Annotated in this window: 13 protein-coding genes; 8 read left to right on the forward strand and 5 right to left on the reverse strand. The window is 68.5% G+C overall.

Annotated features, from left to right (window positions below):
- The gene (locus tag HUT06_RS21215; RefSeq protein WP_176193785.1) at positions 1 to 141 is read right to left on the reverse strand and encodes a hypothetical protein; all 141 of its coding nucleotides are present in this window, start codon (positions 139 to 141) and stop codon (positions 1 to 3) included.
- Between the two features lie 183 nt (positions 142 to 324).
- Between HUT06_RS21215 and HUT06_RS21220 the strand changes: the two genes are divergently transcribed.
- Positions 325 to 3,324: a hypothetical protein gene (locus tag HUT06_RS21220; RefSeq protein WP_176197331.1), complete on the forward strand. Its 3,000-nt coding sequence runs from the start codon at positions 325 to 327 to the stop codon at positions 3,322 to 3,324.
- Between the two features lie 2,129 nt (positions 3,325 to 5,453).
- The gene (locus HUT06_RS21225; RefSeq protein ID WP_176197332.1) at positions 5,454 to 5,861 is read left to right on the forward strand and encodes an excalibur calcium-binding domain-containing protein; all 408 of its coding nucleotides are present in this window, start codon (positions 5,454 to 5,456) and stop codon (positions 5,859 to 5,861) included.
- Positions 5,862 to 6,286: 425 nt separating this feature from the next.
- Here HUT06_RS21225 and HUT06_RS21230 read toward each other — a convergent pair whose 3' ends face one another.
- Both HUT06_RS21230 and HUT06_RS21235 read right to left on the reverse strand, forming a co-directional pair.
- On the reverse strand, positions 6,287 to 7,018 hold the full coding sequence (locus tag HUT06_RS21230) for a DNA-binding protein (RefSeq protein WP_176197333.1): 732 nt from the start codon (positions 7,016 to 7,018) through the stop codon (positions 6,287 to 6,289).
- A 15-nt stretch (positions 7,019 to 7,033) separates the two neighbouring features.
- Complete coding sequence (locus HUT06_RS21235) at positions 7,034 to 7,231, reverse strand: hypothetical protein (protein ID WP_176197334.1); 198 nt, start codon at positions 7,229 to 7,231, stop codon at positions 7,034 to 7,036.
- 734 nt (positions 7,232 to 7,965) lie between these two features.
- Between HUT06_RS21235 and HUT06_RS21240 the strand changes: the two genes are divergently transcribed.
- Together HUT06_RS21240 and HUT06_RS21245 are read left to right on the forward strand one after the other, a co-directional pair.
- On the forward strand, positions 7,966 to 9,252 hold the full coding sequence (locus HUT06_RS21240) for a helix-turn-helix domain-containing protein (protein WP_176197335.1): 1,287 nt from the start codon (positions 7,966 to 7,968) through the stop codon (positions 9,250 to 9,252).
- A gap of 80 nt (positions 9,253 to 9,332) precedes the next feature.
- Positions 9,333 to 10,205 carry a hypothetical protein gene (locus tag HUT06_RS21245; RefSeq protein ID WP_176197336.1) on the forward strand — a complete coding sequence of 291 codons (873 nt, stop codon included), beginning with the start codon at positions 9,333 to 9,335 and terminating at the stop codon, positions 10,203 to 10,205.
- An 842-nt stretch (positions 10,206 to 11,047) separates the two neighbouring features.
- On the opposite strand, the gene HUT06_RS21250 is transcribed toward HUT06_RS21245, so the two are convergent.
- A complete protein-coding gene (locus tag HUT06_RS21250; RefSeq protein WP_176197337.1) occupies positions 11,048 to 11,311 on the reverse strand; it encodes a hypothetical protein in 264 nt (87 codons plus the stop codon).
- Positions 11,312 to 11,385: 74 nt separating this feature from the next.
- On the opposite strand from HUT06_RS21250, the gene HUT06_RS21255 reads away from it, so the two are divergent.
- The 4 genes from HUT06_RS21255 (at position 11,386) to HUT06_RS45255 (ending at position 13,949) form a co-directional block, all read left to right on the forward strand.
- Complete coding sequence (locus HUT06_RS21255) at positions 11,386 to 11,649, forward strand: hypothetical protein (RefSeq protein ID WP_176197338.1); 264 nt, start codon at positions 11,386 to 11,388, stop codon at positions 11,647 to 11,649.
- Positions 11,646 to 12,215, forward strand: coding sequence for an RNA polymerase sigma factor (locus HUT06_RS21260; protein ID WP_176197339.1), 570 nt, complete (start codon positions 11,646 to 11,648; stop codon positions 12,213 to 12,215). Before HUT06_RS21255 ends, HUT06_RS21260 begins: the two co-directional genes overlap by 4 nt.
- Positions 12,212 to 12,862, forward strand: a complete 651-nt coding sequence (locus HUT06_RS21265) for a hypothetical protein (protein ID WP_176197340.1) — start codon at positions 12,212 to 12,214, stop codon at positions 12,860 to 12,862. Before HUT06_RS21260 ends, HUT06_RS21265 begins: the two co-directional genes overlap by 4 nt.
- A gap of 955 nt (positions 12,863 to 13,817) precedes the next feature.
- Entirely contained in the window at positions 13,818 to 13,949 is a 132-nt protein-coding gene (locus tag HUT06_RS45255; protein WP_302931820.1) for a hypothetical protein, read from the forward strand.
- 169 nt (positions 13,950 to 14,118) lie between these two features.
- Here the strand turns inward: HUT06_RS45255 and HUT06_RS21270 are convergent, their stop codons facing one another.
- Entirely contained in the window at positions 14,119 to 14,409 is a 291-nt protein-coding gene (locus tag HUT06_RS21270) for a hypothetical protein (protein ID WP_176197341.1), read from the reverse strand.
- Positions 14,410 to 14,448 lie beyond the last annotated feature (39 nt).

A 14,448-nucleotide genomic window follows, 5' to 3' on the forward strand; every position in this document is an offset into this window, starting at 1 on the left:
TCAGTGGTGCTGGATCCACCAGATGATCAGCGCGACGAGGCCGCCGCCGCAGGCTGCGGCGGCACCCCGCACGAAGGCAAACGCGGCCATGCCGGCCAGCCTCCGGGCGAGATGGCGGCGGGAGTTGCCGTTGGTGGGCACGATGTCCTCCTCCGGGTCGCGGCCTCCGTTTTCGGAGGTGCACCCGCAGCCTGGGTGGTGGCAATCCGGTGGGACCAGGGAAGACGGCTCCGGGCATCCGGCGGCGAGGAAGGCGCAGGTCGCGCGAGTGCCCGCAGTGCCCGCTGCGGGCACTGCGGCTAGCGGGCAGGGGCGGGAGGGCGCGTGGCCGACGAGCGGAAGGGGCTGTCTGCGTTCCAGCAGGCCCTGGGCGCTCTGGAGAGGAGCGCGGTCACTGCTCGAAGGTCTCGAGGGCTGCACGCGTCGCGGCGGGAGGCCGCACGCCAGGCGAGCAAGCGGGGGACCAGGCTCGACGCGCGCCGCATCGGCGACTGGCTGAATCCCGGGGACGGCCGGGCGCCCCACGACCCGGATCAAGTCTGGGCCCTGGTCCAAGTCTGGCGCGCCTGGGAGGGGAAGAAGCCCGAGCCCAGGGAGCGCGAGAATTGGAATGCTCTGGTAGAGGCCGCACAGCCCCGCCGTCCGGCCGCTCGCCCATCCCGGCACGCAGGACCCGGACGTCCGATCCGCGAGTGGACGCCGCGAGAACTGAATGTCCACCCCGCCATCGAGGGGACCGCTTCGCCGCTGCCGTTCCTGCCCGCCTACGTGCGCCGAGCGCACGACGCCGCCCTTGAGCGGCTCGTCGCCACCGTCGAGGACGCCTCGGTGATGGCGGTGCTGGTGGGAGACGCCTCGACCGGCAAGACCCGGGCTCTGTGGGAAGTGCTGCAGGCGCTGCCGGACGACTGGCGCCTCTGGTTCCCGGTCGGCCCGGACCGTCCAGAGAGCGTGCTGAGAGGCCTGCCCGACGTCGGGCCGCGCACAGTGGTATGGCTGGACGATCTCCAGCGCCATCTGCTGACCCCGGGGAAAAATGACGGCGAGCGTGTGGCCGCTGGACTGAGCGTGCTTCTCGGTGACCGGCGGCGCGGGCCGGTCCTCGTCCTGGGGACGATCTGGCCCGGCGACTGGACCACGCTGTTCGGTTACGCCTCGCCCTACGAGGATCCGTACGCGGAGGCGCGAGCGCTGCTGTCGCAGCGGGATATCCCGGTGCCGGCCACGTTCCCGCGTCCCGACCTCGATCGGGTGAGGGCGGCTGCCGCGGACGATCCCCGGCTGGCGGAGGCCGTCGAGTACGCCGAGGACGGACACCTCACGCAGTACCTCGCAGGCGGTCCCGCCCTGAAAGCCGTGTACCTGCACTCACCCGACCCCGCCGCCCGCGCGCTCATCGATGCGGCGATCGACGCGCGGCGCCTCGGCCACGGCCCGATGCTGCCGAAGGCGCTGCTCAGCGAGGCGGTGCACGGCTATCTGACGCGCCCCCAGTGGGACAGGCTGACCGAAGCCTGGCAGGAGCGGGCGTTCCGCTACGTCACCGACGACCGGCCGTGCCGGGGCGCACGGGCGCCGCTGACCCCGGTACGGGTTCTGCCCGACGAAGAGGGGGAGTGGGACTGCTGCGTCCGGCTCGCCGACTACCTTGAGCAATTCGGCCGGAACCAGCGCCGCACGCAGCCCGTACCGAAGGCGCTGTGGGACGGTCTGCTGCGTCACGCACGGGGCTCAGATCTGGTCAAGCTGGGCAGGCAGGCGCAGGAACGTGGCTTGTACTGGTACGCGCTGCGGTTTTACGCCGACGCGTTCGAGGCTGATCCGCGGGCGACCGACGCGATGCTGTGGTCAGGCGACCTGCACGCGGTCGCCGGCCGCCTGGACGACGCGCTGCTCTGCTACCGGCGCGCTGCCGAGAACCTCGACGAGTACGGATGGGTCAAGGGCGTCCGGTTGCTGCTGGAGGTGGGCCGGATCGACGAGGCGGTGCGGTGGTCCGACGAGGCGGTTCGGGTGGAAGCGTCGGGCGCGGCGTCACAGGCGGCGGACCTTCTCGCCGACGCCGGTCACGAACTCACGGCCACGGAGATCCTGCGCCGTGTGGCGGACGCGGGGTCGGCCGAGGCAGCCGCACGGATTGGGGAGATACTCAACGACAGCGAGCCCGAACCGGACGCGATCGGCTATCTGCGGATCGCCGCCGAAGGCGGCTACGAGTTCGCACTGCGGATCGTCGCCGAACGGCTGCTCCAAGAGGAGGGCATGGACGCCGCCGTCGCGTGGCTCCGCAAGACGCCGGACGGCACGGCCGTCATCGCAGAACTGTGCCACGCCAAAGGAGACCATACCGGAGCCATTAGCGCCGTGCTCCCGCTGTGCGAGAACGATCCGGCGCTCGTGCGGCTCGCGGGCCCGTGGCTCGTCGCGGCGGACAGGACCGACGAGGCGATCGCCCTGTACCAGCGAGTCGTCGCGCCTAGCGGTGCGAAGACTCCGCGCGAGGCGACCGTCCGCGAGTCCGCAGTGCGGAACGCGACGGAGCTGCTGCACGGCATGGCCCGCACGCGTGAGGCGTTCGACTGGCTCTTCTCACTGGCCGAACACGGTGATCCCGTGGCCCTCGCCCAAGCGGAACGGCTCGCCGTGCGCGCAAAAGCGGAGGACATGCTGATCGCGTGGCTGCGCCCGCGCGCCGAGGCCGGCGACTCCGCTGCTGTCCTGAGCCTGGCGCGCGTCCTACACGGCATCGGGTGCACGGACGAGGCGATCGCGGTGTGCGCCGGGCACGATTCGGCGGCCGTCCTCCGGCACCGCGGTGACCTGCTCGTCCACCGGGGCGAGAAGATGGCAGGGATCGCCTGCTACCGGGAGGCAGCGGAGTTGGGCGACGCGCAGGCGATCGGCCTGGCCGCCACGCTGGAACGGGATGAGGGCCGCACCGAGGAGGCGATCGTCTGGACGCGGGCACGTGTCGCAGCGGGCGCTGGGGAAGTCGCCCTGCGCTGGACGATCGATCTCCTCCTAGGTGAGGACCGGACGGACGAGGCGACCAACTGGCTCAGGGAACGCGTCCTCGAAGGCGACGTCGACGCGCTCGGCTGGCTAGCGAACCTCCTCCGCGACGAGGGCCACACACAGGAGGCCCTCGCCTACTACCTTCAGCTCGCCGAATCGGGGCGGGCCGCACCCGAAACCGACGCCCCGGACGCAGGCGCCCTCGCGCAGGCCGCGCGAATGCTGCGCGACGCCGGACGCGACGGCGAGGCCGAACGGCTCGTCCGGTACGGCGTCGAGCCGGGTGGGCGCATCGCGGACACTCGGTGACGGCTCGGTCGGCTGCCACTGCCTTGCCATAGCGGCGAGCCGACTGCGCAGAATCTGGTGTGAGAAAGTCCATCGAAAGGCGCGCTAGCCAGTAGTGATAGAGAGACCTCCCCAATGGGCACCCCCCGTGTCCTGTAGCACAAACCGGACCGAGGGCCGGGGCGCTCTGCTGGCCCGGGGCCGCAGGCGGCCACCTGATGTCCTCGAGGAAGCGCATGAACCGGCTCGGAGCCTGCCAGGCGTTTATCGCCACCCATACTTCAGTATCCCGAGGTAATCTGACTCTTCATCCCCAGGCGCCGTCGAGCGCTTCCAGCACTGCCGGGTCATCGTGCCTGGTCACGACAAGAATTCAATGATCGTATGGGGGTGGGTCTCCGCAAGTATCAGCACTTCTTGATCCTTTCTCGCCCAGCGGTCAGAACGGCCCTTCCCGCCACCGCCTGGAGACAACCCGCGATGCCTCCAGAATAGAATTGCCGACGTGGCAGCCCTGATTGGCCCGCGGGTTCATGGGGCGTTGTGTCTCCGTAACCCCGGGTCGCGGGCCGCGCGGACCTTGTAGTCCTGGCAGACTTCCCTCCTTCTCGGCAACGACACGAAGCCGCTCCGGCATTCGTCCGCGCCTACCGTCAATGCCCGAGCTGGCCTTGGCGGGCCGCATTCGAGCAATGGGCGGATCTCGTCTTGTTGTGTGCGTCGGATCCGCGAATGTCTGTGGTTGCATACAAGACGATGACACGTCCCCAAAGCCATGGCCTCCGTCTCGACGCCGAGTCCCTGAAGCGGGCGCGCGCTCACCGGCGGCGCGCCCCCGCAGAGCCGGCCGCCCCCGTCGACCAGGCCACCTCGTCGCAACGATGCCCGTCCTGACCTGCGGCGGGTCGGGACGAGTCCGGCGAGGGCAGCCCACCGCGCCTGGAGCGAGCTCGGGAAGGGGCCCTTTCGGAGGCCCGGGGCGGCGCCCTCTAGGTGCGGGTCCCGAGCAGGCCGACGCGGCCGCTCGGGCCGCCGTTGGTCATCGCATCGTCTACTCCGTCGCGTATCAAGGCGAGGTGGCCGTGTTGCGAGTTCCGGGTCCGGGCACCGCCCGGTGGCCAGAGCCACCTCCGGGGCTGCCGCTGCCGACAAGCGGTTCACTGCCAGCGCCAGGCTGCTGCGCAGGCCCTGCCACGGACCGTGCCGGGCGTCGTGGCGGGCGTCGTGCTGCAGTGCGGGGGAGGGTTCCTTCCTCGTACAGGCGAGGGCCCTGCCGCGTCGAGCCCGGGCGGTGGTCGTGGTAAAGCCAGCGGCGGTTCTTCAGTCCGGTGAGGAGCCGCTCGGTGTAGACGCGCTGCAGCATCAAGGCGGGAGCGGGGTGATCGGATTGTGGTTGCGGATCCGACAGATCCGGTCGGGCGCGCAGGGCGATGAGAGACCAGCAGGGGCCCTGCCCGTCATGGTCATGCCGGTAGGCGCGCACCCACAGGGCCAGATCCCGGCACAGATCATGGTCATCCAGGTCCCGGTCGGCCAGGCCGCGGATGCGGGCGATGGCGCCGGTGTGTCGCTGCCGCAAGTCCCGCTCGTAGCGTTGACGGTAGCGTCGCCGCGATCCCCGACCGCGCATACTCTGTTCCCCTCCGCGATGCCCCGATATCTCCCCTGTGCCTACTTTGGCGCGGCACACACGTGTCCTCGCTGGTCATCGTGCAGGCTCTGATCGGGTTTGGCCAGCAGCGCAGCGGCGCGGCGTGCCCCTTCAGCTAGCCGGACCTCACATCCTGGGGTCGGTGACGCGGAGGAGTCTGGGCGGGGAACCCAGCCTGGAGCCGAGGGCGAGTGCGGGGGCCAGGCGTTCGGGTGCAAGGAGTGTGGGTGCCAGGAGCGACCTGCTCATCCCAACCTGCCGGCTCCCCCGGGGGACTGGTGCGGTTGAGAGATTTATGCGGCTGCGCGATGGCCGGATCCCGCCAGGGGGTGAACGGTCCCATGGGGCTCGCGCGTCCCAGGACAGCCGCGCCCCCGCCGCACGTCGGACAGGACAGGACACGCCCATGTACGGACCGCCGCCGCAGCCGCCGCTGCCTCGCCCACAGATGCGCCCGCCGATGCGCCCGCGGCACGGCATGCCTGCGTTCGGTGTGGTCTTGGTCGGTCTCGGTTGCCTGCTAGCCGGCTGCATCGGCGGTGCCGCGATCGCCTCCGGCCCCGGCCCCGGTCCCGGCGCTGGCGTCGCGGCGAGCAGTTCGGCGAGTACGGGCGCGCGGCCGTCGACGACGTCCGCCGGGCCGAAGGTCAAGACGACGAAGGCCAAGACGACGCCGACCTCGCGGCGCACCCGGCGGTCGGCCACCCCGACGCCGCCACGCACCACGGCCAAGCCTCGGACCGCTGCGCCCAGGCCCCGGAGGACGACGAAGGCTCCGTCGACCGATCCGCGCTACCCGACCTGCACGGCCGCCAAGCGCCGAGGCCTCGGCCCCTACGCGCGCGGCGTCGACCCGGAATACGCCTGGTACCAGGACCGCGACCATGACGGCGTGGTGTGCGAGTAGGTTTTCCGAGGCGGATGCGTCGTGGGGCGTTCGCCAGCCCGCGGTGCTGCATACGGCGATCCAGCCGCGTAGTGCGTTCGGCCGGACGGTTGGGTGACATGCCGGCGGTGAGGGCGTGGACGAGGCGGTGGGATCGAATGCAGGAGGTCGGCAGATCCAGGGCGCGGGGTTCGCGGACGCCGTGCCGTACCTTCGTCCATGTGCGGCCCTGGTGACGTCGAAATCGGCGTACTTTCTCGCGCCCCTCATCCCGTCCTCACACATGAGGTTCGGACGCGGTGCTCAATTTTCGAGCAGGTGTCTGGGCAGAACTGCCTGGGCCGGGTGGATGACACCATCCGGCCCCAGGCCGTGCGGGCGGTCCGGGGCCGGGTGGCGGTGATGTCAGCTATGCAGATGAGCGGGTTCGGCTCGCGCTTCTTCGATCAATCGATTGAGCCGGGTGGGAAGTTGAGGTACAGGCGACGCCAGGCGGTCGTCCACGCCCGTACCTCCACCTCGTCTCCGCCGCAGCAGATGATGATTGTCTGCACATAACGCATCGTCACCGGCGGCCGCTGGCGAGGCCTCTCAGCCAGGAGCGCGTTGAGCGTGGTGTGTGAGACCTTGCCTTGTGGGCTTTTTCGTGACCACTCGCTGAGTCGACGGGGGGAGTACCCGCCCGCCCACTGCCAGAAGTCTCGCAAGGAAGCCAGAAACTCTTCCCGAGTGGTGGCCTGTGAAGGGTCCGGCTTACCTTCCTGGCCGGCGGCGTCCCGTAGAAGGGGTGGCGGTCCGGTGTCCTTCTCCTGTGGTTGTTGAGCGGTCCAGTCTCTCCCACTCCCCACGGCGTCCTTGGGGGGCTCAGGGGACCAGTCGATGTTCCACCGGGTATAAAACCCCGCTCTCTCCTGTTGTTGATGTGGTGTGGTGCTCCGCTCCGCGACCGCCGCGGTGCGCAGCTTTCGGATCTCGGACCTCTGGTCAGGGCTCAGATCAAGCACACTGAGCAGCCGCCACAGGGTGTCCCCATTCGGGATGGAGGATCCCGACATGTACCGGTATAGGGATTCCCGGGGGATTCCTGAGGTCTTGGCAACTTCTGTCCATTGCCGTCCGCCGATGGCGGCCCCGAGAGCGAGCGCGAACTCTGCCTTGGCCTTGTCGTATGCAGTCATGGTGGCCGTCATTGGTCAGGCTCGGGCGATAGGGCCTGGCCCTTGCGTGCTCGCGCCGATGACCAGCCCTGCGGCCAGCATCAGTGCGTTAGTCGCCACCTCGATGTCCTCGATGTGTGCGCCACGATGCACTACCGCGATCGCGGTCATCGTGGCGAGAACGGCGAGCAGACGGGCGTTCAGCGCGATCTCGCCAGTGATCTTGATTTTCACATCGTTCCTCTCGGTTCCCCAGGCACAGAAAGACGCCACACTTCCCCTTTTTGGCCCTAGCCGACCAAAAGCGGACATTCTTCGGGTGTGTGTGCGCCCATTCTGCCCGATGGCAACGGAGCGGTAAAGTCGGCGGAGTGATCACAAAGATCAATTAAGGAGGGCCCATAAGGCATTAGATGTTTGAAGTCGTCCGCGTGCGTGTGCTGCCGTCAGCAGGCGTACGGTGCTGTAAAAGTCCGTAAGAAAGTGTCAACAAATGCAAGTAGGACTTGGTGGCCTCTCTTTTTCTCGATGGTCGGGGCACTCTATGAGGGCAAGCCTTCGCGTCCAGCGAGGGAAGCGCGAAGCGTCCCCTTCGTTCCGTGTCCCACCCAGGCACAAGAAGACGACGCAACAGGCGCACGGTCTAGCCGCCGAGCGCCAACTCTTGCGAACGGGGGCTGGGCTGTCGTGGCCTGGCTCCCGTTCCGCGGGTCCCCACGCGACGTCCTGAAGCCCACTGATTCGGTGAAGCCCAAAGACTGCGCGGGTCAGCCTCACCTCTGCCGAAGGCAGAACTCGCCCCACTCGACGAGCACACCCGTCGTGCCAGGACCATCAGCCGGGGCATCTCGGCCTTCAGCGAGGTCGCCTGCGGCACCGCTGTCTTCCCAGAAAAGCAGGAGAGATGATCACGCCGGTGCGGCCATACTCGATCCGGCATCTGCGTGACGATCAACCTGTGAGGCCCTGTGACATCGATCTACCTATCGGCGAGCCAGCCGCGCTGGACTCCTCAGTGCGAGGCCGATCTCCAGACTGCGCTCGACGGGGGTCTGATCGGGGAGTCGCACTACATCGACCTCAAGGAGGTGCCCTCCAGCAAGGGGGGCAACAAGGAGTCGGCCAGGGACATGGCCTCCTTCGCCCTCGACGGCGGCACGCTCATCGTCGGCATCGCCGAGGACAAGGAGAACCGCGTCTTCACCCTCTCCCCGCAGCCGCTCAAGGGCCTGGCCGAGAAGATGGAGCAGATCGCGCGCAGCATCCCCGACCCGCCGCTCAACGTCGTCACCCGGGAGATCGAGTCCGGCGCGGACCCCGGCATGGGCTACCTGATCATCCACATCCCGGCCAGCCCCGCCGCACCCCACATGGTCGACGGGCACTACTGGGGCCGCGGAGACAAGACCAAGTACAAGCTTGCCGACGCCGAGGTCGTCCGCCTGCACGAACGCCGCCGCATCGCCGACCGCGACGCACTGGCGCTGCTGCAAGAGGAGATCGACGACGACCCGATCCCCGAGGTCATTCACAAGCAGGCCCACCTGTTCCTCGTCGCCCAGCCGCTGGCCGGCCGCCCGGACCTGCTCCTGGAGTTCACCAGCGCTTCGAGCTGGAACGTCGACCTGCATCACTTCATCCAGAAGGCCTACGCGCCCGACGTCCAAGCCGCCGTCGGCAGCGACGTCGTTTCCCCCACGCTCGGCGAGATCGGCAACGGCTTCCGCCGCTCGCGCGGGATCGCGCGCGCGACGCCCAACCTCGCCGACCGCAGCGCCTTCAATCCCACCACCAGCTACCACCCCGAGAACGCGCTGGAGTTGCAGGTCCACGAGGACGGAGGTCTGCGCCTGTTCTTCAGCCGCCTGTCCGACGTCCGCGGCCAGGGCAGCAGGCCGGACGAGCAGGTGATCATCGACGCCGCCGCCGTCATCCACACCCGGCGCTTCCTCGCCTTGGTCGTCGCAGCCGGCGAGCAGGCGGGCTACTTCGGCAACTGGGCGCTGGCTCTGGGCGCCACCGGGCTTCGGGGGCTGCGAGCGGCTCCCGGACGCAACTCCTGGGGAGACGGCCCCCCTTACGACCGGGATACCTACTCCGTGAGCACAGCGACCACCTGGGCCGAGCTCAACCAGTCGCCCGGAGCGATCACCCGCCGGCTCACGGGTCCTCTCCTTCGGGCGCTGGGGACCGAGAGCTCCTACTCGTCAGCTCTGACCGACCCAGAACCGGACAACGAGCCGGACGGGCAGTAGTTCAGAGCAGCAGCGCAATCTGATCCTCGGCGGGGACCGCCCCGCGAGAATGCCTTCAGCTGTCTGAGGTGGTGAGGCCTATGCGGCCCGACGACTTCTTCATTGACCAGTCTGTGTCCTACGACCCGTGGGGCCCCTTGGTCAGCTCGCGCAAGAACCTCGACAGGACCCTGCTGGCCGGGCTTCGGGCGGGCCCGCTCGAAGGCCACAGCGACCTCGAAGCCGCCGCCGGGCTGGCCCGCCTGGTCCATGACGAGTTGGAGAAGTACGGAACCAGTGGCGGTGAGGAGCTGACGGAACAGGAGATCCGTGAGGCCTTGGTGGCCCTGCACGCGGTGGTCAGGCGGATCGGCATCCCCTTCGACGTGCCCTTCCGCGACTACGGCACCTTCAAGTCCCACTGGAAGCGCAACGGCTGCACCAATTCGTATCAGAAGCGCCGCGACATGTTGAACAACCTCTTCGGCCCTCTGCACGATCAGCTCGTCGAGATGGAGACCCGGGCTCTGTCATCCACGCTCGCGCAGCCCGTCAGCCCGCGCCCGGTGACCGGTTGGTCGCGAGTCGACGCCGAACTCGCCGAACTCCGGCGGCACTTCCAGAACGCGCGGACCGAGCAGGACTACCGCAACGTCGGCAACGACTGTGTCATCGTCACCGAGGAGCTCAGCCGACAGCTCTACGACCCGCAGACTCATCTCCGCGATGGCGAAGACGAGCCTCCAGTCGCCAAAACCAAGATCCGCATCGAGCGCTACATCGAGGACGCCGTTTCAGGTCCGGAGAATGCTGACCTGCGCAAACTGGCTCGGGCTGCCATTGAGCTCGCCCAGCGCGTCAAGCACAGCCCCACCTCCACCCGCCGTGACGCCGGCATCGCCGCCGACACCGTGATCCTGCTCGCCAACATCCTCCGGCGCCTCGACGAGAGCGACATCGGCAGAGTCCCATGATCGACTCTAAGTTCAGAGAAAGAGCGGACAACTCCGGAGGCGCCCGGGACCAATACGTGTACCTGAGAGCACTGCGCGCCGCCGGCGCCGTCGACGTCATCGAGTTCGGCGCCTACGTCCACCGGGTGGCGTGCTCCTCGCTTGCGGTCAGCGACCGCCGGGGGCGGCCAGTGCTGACGACCCCGCACTGGCCCGTCATGGCCCAAGATGCCGATGCCCGCCCGGTCGCTGGCGCCCGGTTCATGGTGTCGGTAGCCCGCCGGGAAGAGAAGGGGGCTGACGTCAACGTCGCGGCGCACCTGCTACTGGACCTGCTGCACCAGCGCATTGACGCGGCGGTGGTGACCAGCAACGACAGTGTCTGGCTTTCCCCGTCGCCCAGGCACGCAACCTGGTGCCGGTGGGCCTGGTCAACCCCACCCGCGGCTACCCGGCCAGAGCACTCAACGACCGCCCCGACCGAGGGCCCGGCCAGCACTGGTGGTACCAGCTGACTGCCGACGATCTCACCTCCGCGCAGCTACCCGCCATCATCGGGCCGCTTACTCGCCCGGACGGCTGGCGATGGGCTAGACTGCGGAGATACCGCCCGGCCCCTTTGAGGGCCGGGTTTACTTTTCTCCCGCGCAGCTTCCCCCGGTCGTACGGTTCACCACATGGGCGTCGCCGCGGCGAGACTGAGGCGTCCCTGTGCAGGGACCTGTGACCGGGCAACGTGAGCGCCGTCGAGGGCACCGCAAGCGGGATCACCTGCTCAAGTGGCGTCGCGACGAGTGCCCGGGTGAAGTCGGTTCGACCGGTCGTCACGTCGACCAGCGCGGCCACGTCCAGGACGTGGCCCCTCACGAAGCGCGGAGACGCACGCCGTACTTGTCGGCCGTCGCGGCGTCGACCTCCGCCAACAGCTCAGCGTCGCCGGGGGCGGCGGCCACGCCAAGCGAGCGCCGCGCCCACGCGTCGGCCTGGCGGTGCTCGGCCGAGTCCTCTACCGGGCCCCACAGCTCACGCAGACTCTCACAGCCCTGTCCCCCGCGCCTCTGCGGCTCGGCGGTGGTCGCGTAGTGCGCGGGTGCGCCGTCGAGAGATTGTTCGTCGGCCGAGGTCACGTTTTCGGGGTGGCCGCGCTCTACCTGGTGTCCCCTGTCGCCGACCCCTTTTCACCGAACGGACGACGATCCCCATGATCTTGAGCATCCTGGACACGGCTGCCGGGCTGGCGCCCCCTGTGCTGGCGTTGGCGGCCGCCCTGGCGCAGCTGGTCACCCAGCGCCGAAAAGCCGGTGACTGCGGCCAGGCCGCCGATACTGCGGGCTCCGCAGCCGCTCCCGGCGGTACCGTCGATCCGGCGCGCGGGCTCCCCGCTCCGGTCGGCTGTACCGTCCGGACGGTCGTGGTGATCACCGTCACCGAGTACCGGGCCGATCCGGGGAAGGGACTGCGGTGACCAGTGAGAACGTGGGGCGCGTCTTCGGCGAGGCTGACCTGACGTGGTCACCCGGTCGCCCGAGCCTTCCGCCGGCCGAGACAGTGCCATGCGCGGAACAGGAAGCCTTCTACAAGGCCGAGTTTCTCCCGCTGGTCCGGCACGTGTTGAGAGCCACCGGCAGCACCGACCTCGACGAGGCCAAGAACGCGGCCCAAGAAGCGTTCGTGAAACTGTTGCCCCGTTGGGGGGATGTCACCCACCATCGCGCTTGGCTGCGCAAGGTCGCCGTCCGTGAATTCTTCCGGCGGCCGGTTCACCTCCCGGTCGAGCAGATCCCCGAGCGCACTGGACCCGACGACGCGGCCGGCACCGCCGAGCGCCGCCGCCAGCAGCGATTGGTCATCGCCACCCTGCAGGAGCTGCCGTACAAGCAGCGGGAGGCGCTGGCCTGGCTGTACGACGGATTCAAGCCAGTGGAGATCGCCGCCATATTGGAGCAGGAACCAGCCGCCGTCCGCCAAAACCTCGCCAAAGCCCGCCGCAATGTGAAGGCGCTGAACCAGCACACAGAGGAAGCATCATGACGCGCCACGATCCGGACCGCGAGTTCGAAGGATTCCCGCTGCCCGACGGGGACGAAGAGTTGACCGCCGCGCTGAACGGCGCTATCGACGTGGACCAGGGCTGGCAGGAGATCATCCACCGCGCCTGTGCGAGCACGTTGCAGGAAGGATACCTGGGGCAGGCAGATCCGCCCAGCGAGCCGGATCTGCCCGAACTGCTCGACACTGCTTGGGCTGCTGTCCCTTGCGAGAACGTGCTCTTTATTTTGGGAGAGAGCCGACTTCCCTACGGGATCGATGCCCTTCTCCAGGATATTGGATCCCAGGTCAAGGTCCTTCAGGTCAAGGTCCATCAGGGCATAACCGCGCGACGCTGGGCGCGATCCAGCCAAGACAGTAAGGTCGCTGTGCTCGCCGAACGCCTCCTAGAGCAGGTGCACCGACTTCAGCAGGGACTGACGGAGCGGACCCTGGAGCAGGAAAAGGCATCCGAGATAATGGCGAGTTGCGTGGGCCTGGCCGTTTCCATCACCGAGTACAACGAGTCACGCCAGCTAGCAGATCACGCCCGGGGCATCCGACGACGGCTGGAGGACTTGGACCGCCTCGTTGTGCGGCTGTTCGACGACACCGACCATCCCTGCGTCCCGGCCCGCCCCAGCCCCTGACCGACGCAACTCCCCCGATCGGAGTGCGACGAGCGTGCGGCGGCGCTGTCGCCGCGCAGCGCTGTCGCCGGCCGCGCGGTTCTTCGGCGGGGGCACGGCTCGGCTGACCGCTATGCAAGGGCGTGCCGCTCCATCCGGGCGCGGTACTCGGCGAACTGCCCGGACAGGTCCAGGATGCGCTCGCTGGCCGCCGGCCTGCTCGTCGGCCCGCGACCCCATGCGCGACGGCGGCCGCGCGCATCCGCGGCGGTGCTCTTCGAGGCGCCCCGTTCGGTGGTGGCCTGGTGCCGGTCGGCGCCTCCGATCGAGAACCTGGCGAGCGGGACACGAGGCGCTATTCGACGGGGAACGGCGGCATCTCGGCGACCAAGAGGGGTCGGTGGACGGGCCGGAGCAGCTTTTGAGCCGGCTGACGGCGGTCTCACGGTCGGTGTCGGTCAGGTCGACCCTGCTCGCCCGGCGGCCAGGTTCTCAGCGTGCTCGGAGAGGTCATCCCAGGCGGTGACGATGAGGATCACGCGCTTGCCGGACGCCACAGCGCCGACACAGGCGTTGAGCGCTCCCGGATCCCTTCCTGCCCACCGGAACTACTCCCAGGCCTGGTCTGGCCCATCGCGCCCACATCGGGCACGGCACGGCAAGACATGATCAAAGTTCCGGGGTTCTGATCGGTCTTCTGGTCGTTCCGTTCCTCCTTGCGGTTCGACTGGGTGAGTCCGCAGATTTCGTTTCTGCTGCCCAGGCGACGTGCGGCCCTGACCAGGCGACGTGCGGCCCGCTTGTGATCTTGTGCCTGATTACTCAGGGGGCGTCCTGCACTGCTCAGGGAGCGTCCTGCAAGGGCAGTCGGGTGCACAAACGCGGTCTGTCTGCCGAGTGCTGTCGCATTTCGGCGTCTGTGTGTCTGCCATCTAGCACATTGCAAGACCGTTCCTGCAGCAGCAGAGGAGACGCGATGCAGACGCAACGTACCGCCCGCCGTGGCGACGAACGAGTCCGGTACTGGCAGATCCGGACAGTCATTGAGCTGGTGAAGGGCGCCGCTTGGCTCGTGTGGATCATCATCGGCGGACCGCACGGCGGTTGACCGCTTACGCCGCCACAGCCGGCAGGGCACGGAGGGCGTGGCCTCCGGCGGCGATCCCGGCGGATGCCCAGGGGGCGGCGCCACGCAGGTGTGTCCCTGCCGGAGCCGAGTTGAGTCCTCGGCAGCCCGGCAGGGACAACGTGCCAATGCCCGAGCGAGGGGGCGGGCGTCAGGCAGTCATGACAACCGTCAGCAGTGCGCCAACCGCACACGCCGCCCCGACGGCGACCGCAATCTTCGAATCCCGGTAGGCCGCGACAGCGACGATGGTGAGGACGAGGATGATCAGCATGGCGGAGGAGCTGATCGATACGGGTTCGACCGGCTGCTGACCAGCCAGCACTTGACGTACACTCACAGTGAGCTCGACCTCCTGGATCGAATTCGGTTCAGACGGTCCCTTGCGGGTTGCCGTCTGGGGCTCGCCACGCGTGCAGGAAATCAGGGAAAACGATGTCATGCACCGGTGAGAATTCCAGGAGGATAAACACTGATTTCG

It is taken from the genome of Actinomadura sp. NAK00032 (assembly GCF_013364275.1).
Lineage (GTDB): Bacteria > Actinomycetota > Actinomycetes > Streptosporangiales > Streptosporangiaceae > Spirillospora.

What these genes read in the sequence shown, in the direction of transcription:
- HUT06_RS45255 (WP_302931820.1), top strand. Translation starts at nt 13,818, where the DNA reads ATGCAGACGCAACGTACCGCCCGCCGTGGCGACGAACGAGTCCGGTAC.
- HUT06_RS21245 (WP_176197336.1), top strand. Translation starts at nt 9,333, where the DNA reads ATGCGGCCCGACGACTTCTTCATTGACCAGTCTGTGTCCTACGACCCG.
- HUT06_RS21270 (WP_176197341.1), bottom strand. Translation starts at nt 14,409, where the DNA reads ATGACATCGTTTTCCCTGATTTCCTGCACGCGTGGCGAGCCCCAGACG.
- HUT06_RS21255 (WP_176197338.1), top strand. Translation starts at nt 11,386, where the DNA reads ATGATCTTGAGCATCCTGGACACGGCTGCCGGGCTGGCGCCCCCTGTG.
- HUT06_RS21265 (WP_176197340.1), top strand. Translation starts at nt 12,212, where the DNA reads ATGACGCGCCACGATCCGGACCGCGAGTTCGAAGGATTCCCGCTGCCC.
- HUT06_RS21230 (WP_176197333.1), bottom strand. Translation starts at nt 7,018, where the DNA reads ATGACTGCATACGACAAGGCCAAGGCAGAGTTCGCGCTCGCTCTCGGG.